Below are 14609 nucleotides of genomic sequence, written 5' to 3'. Positions count from 1 at the left end.
GACTCTGCAAGACGCTAATGCCCACAAACCGGGCCTCCGACCACACGCCGATGTCACGATCATCACCCAACGTGCGGACCTGCGGATTCGACGCGTCGTCGAATTGTGTTCACGATGAACCGAATTGGCTCATTCGACGAACCCGCCCGCTGTCAGGTGCTCGAGCAAGCCGTCGGTGAGTGGCAATGCCCGCATCTCGTCGACCGTGAACCATCCGGCGTCAGCGGCGTCGTCGGCTGCGCGCACTGTGCCACCGACGGGGACCGCGACGAAATCGTGGATCTCGAAGGTCCCGCCCCTGCCGTCGGGTATGTCGACCACCCACGCCTTGGCGCCGACCTCGATGTCGAGTCCGGTCTCCTCGGCGATCTCGCGGATCACCGCGGCGACGAGTGTGCCTTCGTCGTCACGGATTCCATCGGGGCCGACAGCGTCGACCGGATCGACCTTGCCGCCGGGCACCGTCCACCGGCCTGCCTGGGGATCGCGAAGTCGTTGCACGAGGAGAAAGCGCCCGTCGACGTCGCGGACGATCGCGCCGACGGCGAGTGTCCGACGCCCGCCCCGGTCGGCCGAATGACGCACGCGCCGTGCATGATCGGGCACGAGTCCCGCCAACACCCGCCCGATGCTCGCGCGGAGACCGTCGGCTCCCCAGTGCACGATCTCGTCGATCTCACCGTGTTCGGCGAGGTCGGTGGCCGCGATGCCCTGCGCCGCGGCGAGTTCGGGTGCGTGTGCTGTATCGCGATGCACGATCACGCTCGCCCCCTCCGGCGGCAGCGGCGACAGCCATGCGTCGTCCACGGCAAGTCGACGATCCGCTGGGAACAACGCGAGCGCCGCTCCACCCGCCCCCTCACCGAGCAACACCGACACCGTCGGCCGCGGCACCGCGATGAGGTCAGCCAGGCAGAGCGCGATCTCACGCGCGAGGCCACCCTCCTCTGCGTCGACGGACAGGTCGGCGCCCGGTGTATCGATCACCGTGACGACGGGCAGGCGCAGTTCGGTTGCCAACGCCAGGCCCCGCCGCGCGACCCGCAGATCCGCCGGTCCGATCAGCCGACCGTCGGCCTGCACGGTTCTGTCCTGCCCGATCACCACGGCCGTCGTTCGCCCGAAACGGCTCAGCGCCAGGACAATTGGTCCGGTGTCGTGAATCATGGCGGCATCGGAAGCGAGCAGCAGCGCGCGCAGACCGGGACGATCCGCAGCGCGCGTCGCGAGCACGCGATCCCAGGTCTCGACAAGCTCGACCGGCGGCGGTGGCGGCTCGACCGACGGGGATGGAGCGTCGACCGACGGGGATGGAGCGTCGACCGGCGGGGAAGGAGCGCCGACCGACCGAGAAGGAGCGACGACCGGAGGTGACGCCGGCGGGTCAACCGGCTCGGCGAGCAATTCGACGACCCGGGCTACGCGGCCGGCGAGTTCGTCCACCGGCACGATGGCATCGACGATCCCGTGGGCGGCCAGATTCTCTGACACCTGCACGCCGTCGGGAAAAGGCTTGCGGTGCAGGCCTTCATAGACTCGTGGTCCCAGGAATCCGACGAGTGCACCGGGTTCGGCCCAGGTGATGTGTCCCATGGAACCCCACGACGCGAATACACCGCCGGTGGTCGGGTGGCGCAGATACACGAGGTACGGCAACCCCGCCCGTCGGTGACTTCCGACCGCCTCGGCGATGGATGCCATCTGCAGGAACGCCGCCGTGCCCTCTTGCATTCGGGTGCCGCCGGACGCGGGCAGAGCCAGCACGGGTAGTCTCTCGCGTGTCGCGCGTCGAACAGCGCCGACCACGCGTTCGCCTGCCGCACGCCCGATAGATCCGCCCAGGAATCCGAATTCGCTGACAACCAACACAATCGGAGCGCCGGAGATCTCTCCGACACCGGTGATCACCGACTCGTCGACGCCGGTTCGCTTGCGTGCCCGCCCCAACGCTTCGGCATAGTCCAGGTCGAGAGCAACGTAGCTGGGCGCCTCGTCCCAGGACTGCCAGGTGCCATCATCGACGAGCGCGGCTACCAGTTCGTCTGTCGTCATTCGCTCGACCACTTCACCAACGCTAGTCGCCGACGACGCCTCGGCGGGTGAAGAAACCCGGCGGGTGAGGAACCTCAGCGCGAGTACACGACCCGCGTCCGCAGCACCAGGTCGGCGACGGATCGTCGTTTCCTATCGACTCCGGCCCACAGCAATCCGATGGCGAAGAGCACGCAGATCGCAGCCCGAATCGCAGCCACGGATGGGCGCAGACGATCACCCTTGCGGTTCACCACCCGAATACCCATCACGACGCTACCCAGCGTGCGGCCCGACACCGCCCAACACGTGGCCAGGTAGACGATCGACACGACTATGAACGCACCGACAGTGAAGAACCCGTTGGTGCTCGGCATCGAAAAGTCGTGAACGTTGTAGAGCAGTCGGGCCATCACGACGCCCAGGTAGATGGCACTCATGATGACCAGCACGACGATCAGGTCGATCACCGCACCCGCTCCGCGACTCACGATGCCCGCTGTCTTCGAGGTGTCGTGCACCGCGTGGGCCTTGCTCTTCCTGGCCTCTGCGCGGGCTGCGTGCTCGTCGGCTGCGGTATCGGAGGGGTTGCTGCCGACGGACTCGTTGTGCGACTCGGGCTCAGAAGAATCAGGCTGGGACGAATCGGGCTGGGATTCAGTCACGCTCACGTGTCTCCACCTCCGCAACCACTCGTCGGCGCAACAGTCGGCCGACCATGTCGGCGACGGCGTCGTCGGCACGCTCGCTGGTGCTGCGCACATCAGTCATCACGTCCGCGGTCACCGACGTACTCGCCTCGCGGATGATCCCGGGAAGGTCGACGCCGTCGATGATGACGTCGGCGAGTCCGATGAGGTCGACGCGATTGATCACCGCGTCGACGTCCACATGCGAGACGGCACGGTCGAGGTCGACGGTGTCGATGATCGCGTCGAGGTCGACGGTCGCGATGACCGCCTCTATGTCGACGCGCGCGACCGCCGCGTCCAGATCCACCCGCGCAACCGCAGCGTCCAGGTCCACCCGCGCGACGGCCGCGTCCAGGTCCACCCGCGCAACCGCAGCATCGAGGTCGACGCGCGCGACAATGGCGTCGAGGTCGAGAAGGTCGACGATCGCGTTCATGTCGACCGACGCGATGATCTTGTCGAGGTCGACGTTGTCGAGCACCAGCGCGGTGAGGTCGATCTCGGACGTGAACACGTCGACGATCTCGCGGATCAGCGCGCCCATGCCGGTCTGCACACCCGCCGTTGCCAATCCGCTCGCCGAATCGACAACGTTGTGCGCGGACCGTCGCACATCACGAACAACCGAACCCGCCACGGGGACATGCTCAGCGGCGTCGAACACCGCCGACGCGGCGCGGAACGGGAGTTTCACCATGCCGGCGAGCGATACGCCGTCGACACTCGTCCCATAGCCACGATTTTGTCGCGCGCGAGCGTCACTGTTCACTGCCTGATTATCGCACCTGAAACACTGATGCGATCGGTTCCGAACCCTCGATTGCGATCGCTTTCGCACGTTAGACGGTACGAAAGCCGTCGGCGATGCGCGGATTGTCAGCCGAGGAGCACCGCGCTGGAGATCAGATGGTCAATCTTGCGAATATCCACGCCTTTGCCGAGCTTGACCTTGATATGCCCGGCCCGGGTCCACAGTTCCATCTCAGCGTTGAAATCGAGCATGCGCCCGGCGTTCTCGCTCGACCACATCGTGATCGACGAGTACGGCAGCGAGTAGATCTCAACCTTCTTACCGGTTAGTCCCTGAGCATCGCGAACGATCAACCGCTTGTTGGTGAAAATCGCCGAGTCTCGGAACGTCTTGTACGCGGCCCAGGGTTGCTCACCTTGCACCAATAGTGGACCGATATCTCCGGGAATCGGACACTCACTGACGAATGTCCATGCGGTGATAGCTGCGGTTTCCAAGTTGGATCCAATCGATAAGGCGACAAATACACATCGGGTACGACGCCGCGGTTGCGGCGTCGTACCCGATTGTGGTTTATGCGAAAGCTACGCGATCACAGATTCTCGTAGAGCTCGCGGGCCAGCTTGGCGGTCTCGCTCGGCGTCTTGCCGACCTTCACGCCCGCAGCCTCGAGCGCTTCCTTCTTCGCCTGAGCGGTGCCGGAGCTGCCCGACACGATCGCGCCGGCGTGACCCATCGTCTTGCCCTCGGGGGCGGTGAAGCCCGCGACGTAGCCGACGACCGGCTTGGAGACGTTGGCCTTGATGTAGTCGGCCGCACGCTCCTCGGCGTCGCCGCCGATCTCACCGATCATCACGATGACCTTGGTGTCGGGGTCCTTCTCGAAGGCCTCGATGGCGTCGATGTGCGTGGTACCGATGACCGGGTCGCCGCCGATGCCGATGGCGGTCGAGAAGCCGAGGTCGCGCAGCTCGTACATCATCTGGTAGGTCAGGGTTCCCGACTTGGAGACGAGACCGATCGGACCCTTGCCGGTGATGTTGGCGGGCGTGATGCCGACCAACGACTCCTCCGGCGTGATGATGCCCGGACAGTTCGGTCCGATGATGCGGGTCTTGGCACCCTTGTCCACGTTGTAGGCCCACGCGTACGCGGTGTCCTGCACCGGAACGCCCTCAGTGATGACGACGAGCAGCGGGATCTCCGCGTCGATCGCCTCGATGATGGCGTCCTTCGAGAACTTCGGCGGCACGAACGCGATCGACGTGTCGGCACCGGTCTTCTCGATCGCCTCGGCGACAGATCCGAAGACCGGCAACTCGATGTCGTTGCCGTCCTTGTCCTTGTGGGTGACGGTGGTTCCGGCCTTGCGCGCGTTGACGCCGCCGACGACGTTGGTGCCCGCCTTGAGCATCAGCGCGGTGTGCTTGGTGCCCTCACCGCCGGTGATGCCCTGGACGATGACCTTGTTGTCCTTGTTCAAAAAGATCGACATTGATTCTCCGCCTCTTACTTGCTCGCCAGTTCGGCAGCCTTGTCGGCGCCTGAGTCCATCGTTTCGGCGAGCGTCACCAGGGGGTGATTCGCATCGGCCAGGATCTTGCGGCCTTCTTCGACCTTGTTGCCGTCGAGGCGGACCACCAGAGGCTTGTTGGCCTCGTCGCCGAGCTTGTTGAGCGCACCGACGATGCCGTTGGCGACCGCGTCACACGCGGTGATGCCGCCGAAGACGTTGACGAACACGCTCTTGACCTGCTCGTCTCCGAGGATGACGTCGAGACCGGCGGCCATGACCTCGGCCGACGCGCCGCCACCGATGTCGAGGAAGTTGGCAGGCTTGACGCCGTTGTGGTTCTCACCCGCGTACGCGACGACGTCGAGCGTGCTCATCACCAGTCCCGCGCCGTTGCCGATGATTCCGACCTGGCCGTCGAGCTTGACGTAGTTGAGGTCGTTCTCCTTGGCCTTCTGCTCGAGCGGATCGGTGGCGTCCTTGTCCTCGAACTCGACGTGGTCGGGGTGACGGAAGTCGGCGTTCTCGTCGAGTGTCACCTTGCCGTCGAGGGCGAGGATCTGGTCGTCGGGCGTGCGGACCAGCGGGTTGACCTCGACCAGCGTGGCGTCTTCTGCGACGAAGACCTCCCACAGCTTGGCGATGGTCACGGCAGCGGCGTCGAGCACCTCAGCGGGCAGATGGCCCTGCTCGGCGATCGATCGCGCGGTGGCGATGTCGACACCCTTGACGGCGTCGACGGGCACCTTGGCCAGCCGTTCCGGCTTGGTCGCTGCGACTTCTTCGATCTCCATGCCGCCCTCGACCGAGCACATCGCCAGGTAGGTGCGGTTGGCGCGATCGAGAAGGAATGAGATGTAGTACTCCTCGGCAATGTCGCTGGCTTCTGCCACGAGGAGTTTCTTGACGATGTGCCCCTTGATGTCGAGGCCCAGGATGTTTTCTGCGTTGGTCTGCGCGTCGTCAGGGGTCGCGGCGTACTTCACGCCGCCTGCCTTGCCACGCCCGCCGGTCTTGACCTGCGCCTTGATCATCACGGGCTTGCCGATTTCCTCGGCGATCGCTCGTGCATCGGTGGCGGAGTCGGTGACCCGACCGGGTGTGGTGGGAACCCCATGCTTGGCGAACAGTTCCTTCGCCTGGTATTCGAAGAGATCCATTCAGCTCACCATTTCGTCGTTGTGCCCGCTGATGTTGGGTGTAACACGGGCCATATCGGACTCTAAACCTGCCGGACACAGCCCTGTTGGGGGCCTGCGTGGCTTGTGCGGCAGATCACTCGTTCGGTCGGCGTCCCCATCGCAGGACACCGGCCATCGATCAGCGCACCACGCTCCTCGTATAGAGTCTGCCCTCGGCTCGCCGCACGCGGGCACGAAGTCGGGAAGAAGGGCGTAGCGCAACGGTTTTGGGCGATGTTCGACATCTAGAACACCGTCTTTGCGATGGGTCCATGCACGGCTCTGACTCGTGACCCAGCTCACATTTGGGCGGGTTCTTACGGTCGATCGTTGGACTTGCCGCAATCGTTTCGTTACCGTCAGTCGAGCAGTACGGATCACGAATCGGTCACGAACGGTAACAAGATCGATATCGGGAACGAAGCAACAGGAATTGAGGTGGGCGACTTGGCGGAACGCGGAGCTCCGAGCAGGTCGACGTCGACGGTCGGCACCGTGACATCACGACGCGGCAGTACCTACGACGACATCCCAGCCGAGGAGATGACCGCGATCATCCCGATCGACGAGCTCGACTCGTACGATCCCTGGGCCACTGATACCGCCGAACACGAGTACGCGACGGACGGCTTCGACCAGACCACCTGGTCGCCTTCCACGTGGGACCCCTACTACCGGCCAACCCGCTCCGAACTGACGCAGGACATCCTCATCCCCGAGGGCGGATTCGAGGCGTATGCCGACGACCCCTTCGAGAGCGAGGGCGCGCAGCTCGATTCGTTCCCCTCCGACGCCGACCTCGACCTCACGCACAGCGGAGAGATCGACCTACGGCCCGCCGAGAAGCCTTTCCGCCAGATTCCTGAGCCCGGCCGTACCCGGACCCGCGGCAAGCACCGCCTTGCTGCACCTCCGACCGCCCTGCGCGGCGGTCGTGCCGCCCTCGTCGCGATGGCCGCAGGCGCAGCAGTGGCCGCGGCGGCCCACGCCGGCACCACCGAGAAGGCACCGGCACCCGCGACGGCTCCCACCAACACCGCGAACGTCGGCAACGCAGCTCCTGTCCCCGACCTGGGACCTGGCATCGCAGCACCCGACAACTCCTCGCAGGACATGAGCGTCTTCACCTCGCAGCTCGCAGAGGGTGAGCAGCTCGTCAAGGACGAGGCAGCGCGCAAGGCAGCAGCGAGCCGCCCGTACTACGAGTCACCGCTCCCGATGGGGCTCTACCAGTTCACCTCCGGCTTCGCGATGCGTTGGGGCAGCATGCATGGCGGCGTCGACTTCGCCGCCCCGCTCGGCACCCCGATCCACGCGGCAACCGACGGCGTCATCAAAGAAGCGGGACCGGCCTCGGGCTTCGGCAACTGGATTCAGGTGCAAGCCGCGGACGGCACCGTCACCGTGTACGGCCACATGTACTCGTCCGGCGTGCTGGTTCAGAAGGGTCAGACCGTCAGGGCAGGCGACGTGATCGGCCTCGTCGGGTCCGACGGTCAGTCGACCGGCCCGCACTGCCACTTCGAGGTCTGGAAGAACGGCACCACCAAGATCGACCCGGCCCCGTGGCTCGCCGAGCACGGCGTCCGGATGTCGGCCTACACGGGCTGATTCACCTCGCCCGGCCTTTGATCTGAGGGCCACACCGCCTGCCGCCTGAGTCTCCCCTTGCGGTGACGACGCAGCGCGCGTGTCAGAGCTTGTCGCCCGGGATTCCGCCCGCGGTCAGCAGGGTGATGCGACCGGTCTTGCCGCCGTAGTCGATGACCACTCGCTCGGTGGCACCGCTCCCCTCTTTGCCCACGACCTTCCCCATGCCGTACTTGGGATGGTTGTGTCGATCGCCGACGTCGAGGTGGATCTGCTTGTTCCGGCCGCGATTGGGGTCGGTCGAGTATTGCGAGCGACCGAGCGTGCGCGACGATCCGCCGTCGGATCGCCCGAAAACGCCTCCGGTGGAACCGAATCCACGCGCACCCCGCCTGGGCTCGGTGCGTCGCCAATCGATGAGATGCTGCGGGATCTCCTGCAGGAAGCGCGATTCCGGATTCGAGACGGGTTGTCCCCACGATGCGCGGGTCACCGAACGGGTCAGGTAGAGCCGTTCCTTGGCGCGGGTGATACCGACGTAGGCGAGTCGGCGCTCCTCGCTCAACTCGGCCGGGTCGCCGAGGGCACGCATATGCGGGAAATGGCCGTCCTCCCAGCCGGTGACGAACACGACCGGAAACTCGAGACCCTTCGCGGTGTGCAGGGTCATCAGTGTGACGACGCCATCGCCCTCGTCGGGCACCTGATCGGCGTCGGCGACGAGCGCGACCTTCTCGAGGAAGGCGGCCAGTGAGCCGGGTTCAGGTTCGCCGTCGGTTCCGCCCAGGTCTTCGTCGCCAACCGCTTCGTCGTCGAAGTCGACATCGAGTTCGGCTGCCTCCGTACTGAATTCGGCCGCGACGGAGATCAGTTCGTTGAGATTGTCGAGGCGCGCGGCGTCTTGCGGATCGCTCGATCCCTCCAGCTCCGCCCGATACCCGCTGCGATCGACGATCGCGGCGACCAACTCGCCGATGTCGGCGCCCTCCTCCGTGGCATCCGACACGGTCGCCACGTCGGCGCCCGCGTCGTCGGCCTGTCCGAAGGTGGTCAAAAAGTCGCGACGCAATCCCTCGATCAGGTCGACAAATGTGCCGATCTGCTTGACCGCACGCGAATTCAGCAGCGCCACTTTGCCTTCGGCGCCGTCGAGCAGTGCTTGATAGAAGCTGACACCCGCGTTCTCTGCGTGCACCGCGACGCACGCCTCGGCGCGGTCTCCGATGCCACGGCGTGGCGTGTTGAGGATTCGGCGCAGACTCACCGAGTCGTCGGGATTGGCGACGGTGCGCAGGTAGGCCACGACGTCGCGGACCTCCTTGCGCTCGTAGAAGCGGGTGCCACCGACCACCTTGTACGGAATGCCGTGGCGCACAAAGACTTCTTCGATGGGTCGTGAGCCGGTGTTGGTTCGGTAGAACACGGCGATGTCGGAGTACTTGTATGACTCCGAGACTCCGCCGATGGTGTGGTCGGTGAGGCGTTCGATCTCGGTGCCGATGAACATCGACTCGTCGCGGTCGGAATCCGACACGTATCCGACGATCAGTTCACCGTCGCCCGAATCCGTCCACAGCCGCTTCTCACGTCGATTCGGATTGCGCGCGATGACCGCGTTCGCGGCGGACAGGATGGTCTGGGTGGAGCGGTAATTCTGTTCGAGCAGAATGGTTTCCGCATTCGGGAAGTCGCGCTCGAACTCCTCGATGTTGCGAATCGTCGCACCGCGGAATGCGTAGATCGACTGGTCGGCGTCGCCGACGACGCACAGCTCCGACGGCTCGACGGCGCGAGCGTCGGGCTCGTCGTCGGAGTCGTCTGAAGTGCTGCCGAGCACCAACTCGCGGACCAGGACGTACTGCGCGTGGTTGGTGTCCTGGTATTCGTCGACCAGTACGTGGCGGAAGCGTCTGCGGTAGTACTCGGCGACCTCGGGGTGACGTTGCAGCAATCCGACCGTCTCGCCGATCAGGTCGTCGAAGTCGAAGGCGTTCGCCGTGCGCAGCCTGCGCTGGTATTCGGCGTAGATCTGCGCGATCGCCTGCTCGGTCGGGTCGCCTTCGGCCGTCGCGGTGATGGCTTCTTCGGGCTTGACCAGTTCGTTCTTGTAGTTCGAGATGATGACCGACACCCCGCGCGGCGCGAACTTCTTGGGGTCGAGGTCGAGATCTCGGATGATCATGCCGAGGAGTCGCTTGGAGTCGTCGGCGTCGTAGATCGAGAAGTTGGAGTTACGCCCCTCCAGTAGCGCCGACTGTGCGCGCAGGATGCGCACGCATGTCGAGTGGAAGGTCGAGATCCACATGAAGTTGGCGCGCGGACCGACGAGGCCGATGACGCGTTCGCGCATCTCGGCGGCCGCCTTGTTGGTGAAGGTGATCGCCAGCACCTGCCCGGGCGATACGTCACGCTCGGCGAGCAGGTACGCGATGCGTCGCGTCAGCACCGCCGTCTTGCCCGACCCCGCGCCCGCAACGATCAGCAGCGGCGAGCCGGAGTGCAATACGGCCTCGCGCTGCTGCGGATTGAGCCCTGCCAGCAGACGCGCGGACGCGTCGTCGGAGCTTGCTGCCGGGGCGCGGCCGGCGGGCGTGGCGGAGGTGCGGGTGGAACTGGTCATCGAGAGTTCAGGTTACTCGCCGCCACCGACAGACAGTCAGCCCCCGAGCAGGCGCGCGTCCACAACCTCACCCACGCGCCCGTCCCCGGTGTGCAGCGCGAGGCCGGGCGTGAGCGGCTGAACGTCGAGTTCGGTGCCGCGACCGCCCAACTGCACGTAGACGACGTGCAGACCAGCCGTCACAGGCACGGTGACCGGTGCCCCACCGTCGAGCGAGAAACGCACCTGCCCAGCGGAATTGGCGCAGTATCCCAGAGCGATGGTCCATTGCCACTGGATCAGCGGACCGTCGAGTTGGAGTCGACTCGGGCCGTCGAGTTCGGGACGCGCACACGACCCGCGCCCGGCTTTGATCGCACGCCGCGGCGTCACGGCACCGGGGACCGCGTTGCCCGAATTGTCGAGCACGATGAGACGGTCGGTGTGAGTGCCGAATGTCGGCCGATCGCGCAGCTTGCCGAAGGTATGGCTGATCTGGTTCTCCGGGTAGGCGACTGGGAGCAGCACTTCGAGGGGTAGCGCCTGGTCGAACATCGTCGTGTCCTTGTTCGCGGCGAGTGCTCGCTTCGCGTTCGCGAGATACGGGCCGGTCGCATCGTCATTCCACGACGCCGAGTAGGCCGCGGTGGAGATGATCGACGACGCGACAGCGAACGCCACCGCCATGACCCCGGCGAGCAGCAGCGGCGACGTCCCCGCCTCGCGCGCGTGCCGCGCGGCACCCCGATCGGTGCCATCCGGCTCCGACGCCCCGATGGACGCACGAAGCGGCGAGGCCACGAGCAGAGTGAACGCCAGGGCCAGCACGAGCGCGGCGTCGGGTAGATAGCGCATCGTCTGTGCGAGTTCGAGAGCAGTGTTGGCGCTCGACCGATTCCACATGGGCGGGATCTGCACGACCACCACGTACAGCGCGACGGCGACAAGCACGCCGATCGCACCGACGCGCGTCCTGATCGCCCAGATGACGAAACCGGCAACCACGATCCAGCCGAGGACGATCATCCAGATCGACGGGAATCCCATGGGCGGAGAAGGCACCCAGCGTTCCCAGTCCCACGGACCTCCGACCAGGGAGGGCACGAGTGCCTTGTTGATCGAGCGCCACACGAGTTGCGCGGTCTGCGACACCGAGTGCGTTCCCGCCGTCGCGTCGGAGACCGAGAAGTAGACGATGACCCACACCACGAAGACGACGGTCAGCGGCGTCCAGAGAGCGCGCCCACGCGTGAAGGCGGTGATGAGCGGGGTGCGCGGGAGCGCCGAGGCAGTGCGGTCGGCAGACTTCTCGCTGTCGTCCGAGGTTTCTGCGGTGCTGTCGAACCGCGCAACCAGCACGGCCGCGATGAAGGCCACCGGCAGGATGAACAGCGACTTCTCGAAGAAGGCGAGCGCGACGACGAAGATCACCGTCGACCGGATGACGACTAGTCGTCGCGACGACTCGGGGACGCGACCGGTGCACAGAAGCACGGCGTCGGCGACGATCCAGGCCATCGCCGCCTGCATCGGCAGCGAGTTCAGGCCGGCGGCCCACCAGATGTACGCGGGCACGGTCAGCGGAGTGAACAGATAGAACGCCAGGGCGGCCAGCGCGCCCACCTCGAGCGCGGGCCGTCGACGACCCGCACGGTCACCTCCCGCAGCCGATCCCACCACGCGAATCATTCGCCACACCGACAGCGACGCGAGCGCCTGCAACACGACCAACGTGACAGCCGGGATGACCCAGTTGACCGGCGCTGCCAGCGTCGAGAGACCAGCGACCAGGAAGGCTGCGGCCATGAAGTGGCCGTCGTGACTCTGGCCCAGGTAGTCCCACGACCAGATGGGCACGGTCGACGCACGTCCGATGAGGATGAGGTCGTCCCAGTAGAAGTTGCCGGTCGCGACCAGCCACGCGCGGACCACCAGGTGCGCAACGATCAGCACGATCGCCGCCACCACGGTGAGCGAACCGATCCGGCCCGCGAGGGATCGGGGTCGATGCGGCTCGTCGGATGTGTGTGACTGCGACGTCACCGTCGGGCTGCTCGGCATGGGATCTAGTAGAACCGCCGCGGGTGGCGCGTGGCAAAATCACCCCGGTGAGCGATGCGAGCAACGATCAGAACCCTGCGACGACACCCGACGCCGCGTCGGACGTGCCGGTGCCGTTCGAGGAGACGATCGATCTCGAGTACTACCGCCTCGACCCCTCCATCGACGACCTGTCAGACGAGATCGACGACCTGCGGGTCGAGATCGACCGCCTCGACGCGATCATCCTCGCCGCGATCAAGCGCAGGACCGCTGTGTCGAAGAAGGTCGGCGCAACCCGAATGGCGTCGGGTGGCCCGCGGCTGGTGCATTCGCGCGAGGTGAAGGTCATCGACCGGTTCGCCGCGCTCGGCCAGGAGGGCCACACGCTGGCCATGCTGCTGCTGCGTCTCGGCAGGGGTCCCCTCGGCCGCTGACCGCCCGCGGGTTCGCGATTGGTGAACCATCGGTTACGAGACGTCTGTCTGCCCTCTTATCGAGTACGCGCCACGCCGTGAAGACCTAGTGTTGGTTCATGGGCACCGACGTCTCGCGCAGCGGCAAGGACATCACCACTACTCAACCCTGGCAGGCGTTGGAGGCTCACAAGCCGATCCTCGCCGAACGCCATCTCCGGGAGTTGTTCGCCGACAACCCCTCCCGTGGGCGCGAGCTCACCATCGACGTCGGTGATCTGCACATCGACTACTCCAAACACCGAATCGACGCCGAGACCATCGAGCTCCTCCTCTCGCTCGCGCGTGAAGCAAATCTCGAACAGCACCGCGACGACATGTTCGCAGGCGTGCACATCAACACCTCCGAAGACCGCGCGGTCCTGCACACCGCGCTCCGCCTCCCCGCCGACGCGCAACTCGTCGTCGACGGCCAGGACGTCGTGCACGACGTCCACGAAGTGCTCGACGCGATGGGCGCATTCACCGACAAGCTGCGCAGCGGAGAGTGGAAGGGCCACACCGGAAAACCCATCACCGACGTCGTCAACATCGGCATCGGCGGCTCCGACCTCGGGCCCGTCATGGTGTACGGCTCGCTGCGCCACTACGTCGATACCGACATCCGCTGCCACTTCGTGTCCAATGTCGACCCGGCCGACATGGTCGCGGCACTCGCCGACCTCGACGCCGAGCAGACGCTGTTCATCGTCGCGTCGAAAACCTTCACGACGCTGGAGACGCTGACCAACGCGGCTGCCGCCAAGCGGTGGCTGCTGGACAAACTCGGCGCGGGTGAGGACGCCGTCGCCAAGCACTTCGCCGCAGTCAGCACCAATGCGGAGGCGGTGTCGAACTTCGGAATCGACCCGGTCAACATGTTCGGCTTCTGGGACTGGGTGGGCGGCCGCTATTCGGTGGATTCCGCGATCGGCCTCTCGGTGATGGCGGCGATCGGCAAGGAACGCTTCGCCGAATTCCTCGGCGGATTCCACACCGTCGACACTCATTTCCGTACGCAGCCGCTGGAGAGCAACGCGCCCGTACTGCTGGCATTGATCGGATTCTGGTACTCGAACTTCTGGGACGCACAGTCGCGGGTGGTGCTCCCCTATTCGAACGACATGGCGCGCTTCGCCGCGTACCTGCAGCAGTTGACGATGGAGTCCAACGGCAAGTCGGTCAAGGCCGACGGCGAGCACGTGACCACCGACACCGGCGAGATCTTCTGGGGCGAGCCGGGTACCAACGGCCAGCACGCCTTCTACCAACTGCTCCACCAGGGAACACGTCTGGTGCCCGCCGACTTCATCGGCTTCGCCAACCCCACCGACGATTTGCCCACCGCCGATGACACCGGCTCGATGCACGATCTACTGATGAGCAACTACTTCGCGCAGACCAAGGTGCTGGCGTTCGGGAAGACCGCGGACGAGATCAGGGCCGAGGGCGTCGACGAGAAGGTGGTGCCGCACAAGGTGATGCCCGGCAACCGACCGTCGACGTCGATACTCGCGTCCGAACTGACCCCGGCGGTGATCGGTCAGTTGATCGCGCTCTACGAGCATCAGGTGTTCGTCGAGGGCACGCTGTGGGGCATCAACTCGTTCGACCAGTGGGGCGTCGAATTGGGCAAGACGCAGGCCAAGGAGCTTCTGGGCGTCATCACCGACGCCGAAGCGCCTGCGCAGCAAGCTGATTCGTCGACCGACGCACTGGTGCGCTGGTACCGCGCCGAGCGCGGACGTAAGGCCTGA

Annotated in this window: 11 protein-coding genes; 3 read left to right on the top strand and 8 right to left on the bottom strand. The window is 65.6% G+C overall.

The window, feature by feature from the left end; genetic code table 11:
• Positions 1-129 precede the first annotated feature (129 nt).
• From ABW18_RS05225 to sucC, 6 genes are all read right to left on the bottom strand, one after another.
• Positions 130-2052, bottom strand: a complete 1923-nt coding sequence (locus ABW18_RS05225; RefSeq protein ID WP_049698084.1) for a carboxyl transferase domain-containing protein — start codon at positions 2050-2052, stop codon at positions 130-132.
• Between the two features lie 74 nt (positions 2053-2126).
• Positions 2127-2552: an RDD family protein gene (locus ABW18_RS05220; RefSeq protein ID WP_414651984.1), complete on the bottom strand. Its 426-nt coding sequence runs from the start codon at positions 2550-2552 to the stop codon at positions 2127-2129.
• Between the two features lie 136 nt (positions 2553-2688).
• Complete coding sequence (locus tag ABW18_RS05215) at positions 2689-3420, bottom strand: hypothetical protein (RefSeq protein ID WP_049697890.1); 732 nt, start codon at positions 3418-3420, stop codon at positions 2689-2691.
• A 179-nt stretch (positions 3421-3599) separates the two neighbouring features.
• Complete coding sequence (locus tag ABW18_RS05210; RefSeq protein ID WP_049697889.1) at positions 3600-3971, bottom strand: PH domain-containing protein; 372 nt, start codon at positions 3969-3971, stop codon at positions 3600-3602.
• 95 nt (positions 3972-4066) lie between these two features.
• On the bottom strand, positions 4067-4969 hold the full coding sequence (gene sucD, locus ABW18_RS05205) for a succinate--CoA ligase subunit alpha (protein ID WP_005207310.1): 903 nt from the start codon (positions 4967-4969) through the stop codon (positions 4067-4069).
• Positions 4970-4983: 14 nt separating this feature from the next.
• Positions 4984-6147, bottom strand: coding sequence for an ADP-forming succinate--CoA ligase subunit beta (gene sucC / locus ABW18_RS05200; protein WP_049697888.1), 1164 nt, complete (start codon positions 6145-6147; stop codon positions 4984-4986).
• Between the two features lie 459 nt (positions 6148-6606).
• Between sucC and ABW18_RS05195 the strand changes: the two genes are divergently transcribed.
• Positions 6607-7779, top strand: a complete 1173-nt coding sequence (locus ABW18_RS05195) for a M23 family metallopeptidase (RefSeq protein ID WP_053117384.1) — start codon at positions 6607-6609, stop codon at positions 7777-7779.
• Positions 7780-7861: 82 nt separating this feature from the next.
• Here ABW18_RS05195 and ABW18_RS05190 read toward each other — a convergent pair whose 3' ends face one another.
• Both ABW18_RS05190 and ABW18_RS05185 read right to left on the bottom strand, forming a co-directional pair.
• Complete coding sequence (locus ABW18_RS05190; protein ID WP_049697887.1) at positions 7862-10378, bottom strand: UvrD-helicase domain-containing protein; 2517 nt, start codon at positions 10376-10378, stop codon at positions 7862-7864.
• 36 nt (positions 10379-10414) lie between these two features.
• Positions 10415-12418, bottom strand: a complete 2004-nt coding sequence (locus ABW18_RS05185) for a hypothetical protein (protein ID WP_231895404.1) — start codon at positions 12416-12418, stop codon at positions 10415-10417.
• Between the two features lie 47 nt (positions 12419-12465).
• On the opposite strand from ABW18_RS05185, the gene ABW18_RS05180 reads away from it, so the two are divergent.
• On the top strand, positions 12466-12834 hold the full coding sequence (locus tag ABW18_RS05180) for a chorismate mutase (protein ID WP_049698082.1): 369 nt from the start codon (positions 12466-12468) through the stop codon (positions 12832-12834).
• A 98-nt stretch (positions 12835-12932) separates the two neighbouring features.
• Positions 12933-14609, top strand: a complete 1677-nt coding sequence (gene pgi / locus ABW18_RS05175; protein WP_049697885.1) for a glucose-6-phosphate isomerase — start codon at positions 12933-12935, stop codon at positions 14607-14609.

Source organism: Gordonia jacobaea (assembly GCF_001186365.1).
Lineage (GTDB): Bacteria > Actinomycetota > Actinomycetes > Mycobacteriales > Mycobacteriaceae > Gordonia > Gordonia jacobaea.
This window is presented reverse-complemented; position numbering and strand designations above follow the sequence as displayed.

Bases quoted from the DNA above. Each gene is read 5' to 3' on its own strand.
- ABW18_RS05225 (WP_049698084.1), bottom strand. From the start codon at position 2,052: ATGACGACAGACGAACTGGTAGCCGCGCTCGTCGATGATGGCACCTGG.
- ABW18_RS05215 (WP_049697890.1), bottom strand. From the start codon at position 3,420: ATGGTGAAACTCCCGTTCCGCGCCGCGTCGGCGGTGTTCGACGCCGCT.
- sucD (WP_005207310.1), bottom strand. From the start codon at position 4,969: ATGTCGATCTTTTTGAACAAGGACAACAAGGTCATCGTCCAGGGCATC.
- sucC (WP_049697888.1), bottom strand. From the start codon at position 6,147: ATGGATCTCTTCGAATACCAGGCGAAGGAACTGTTCGCCAAGCATGGG.
- ABW18_RS05190 (WP_049697887.1), bottom strand. From the start codon at position 10,378: ATGACCAGTTCCACCCGCACCTCCGCCACGCCCGCCGGCCGCGCCCCG.
- ABW18_RS05185 (WP_231895404.1), bottom strand. From the start codon at position 12,418: ATGCCGAGCAGCCCGACGGTGACGTCGCAGTCACACACATCCGACGAG.
- pgi (WP_049697885.1), top strand. From the start codon at position 12,933: ATGGGCACCGACGTCTCGCGCAGCGGCAAGGACATCACCACTACTCAA.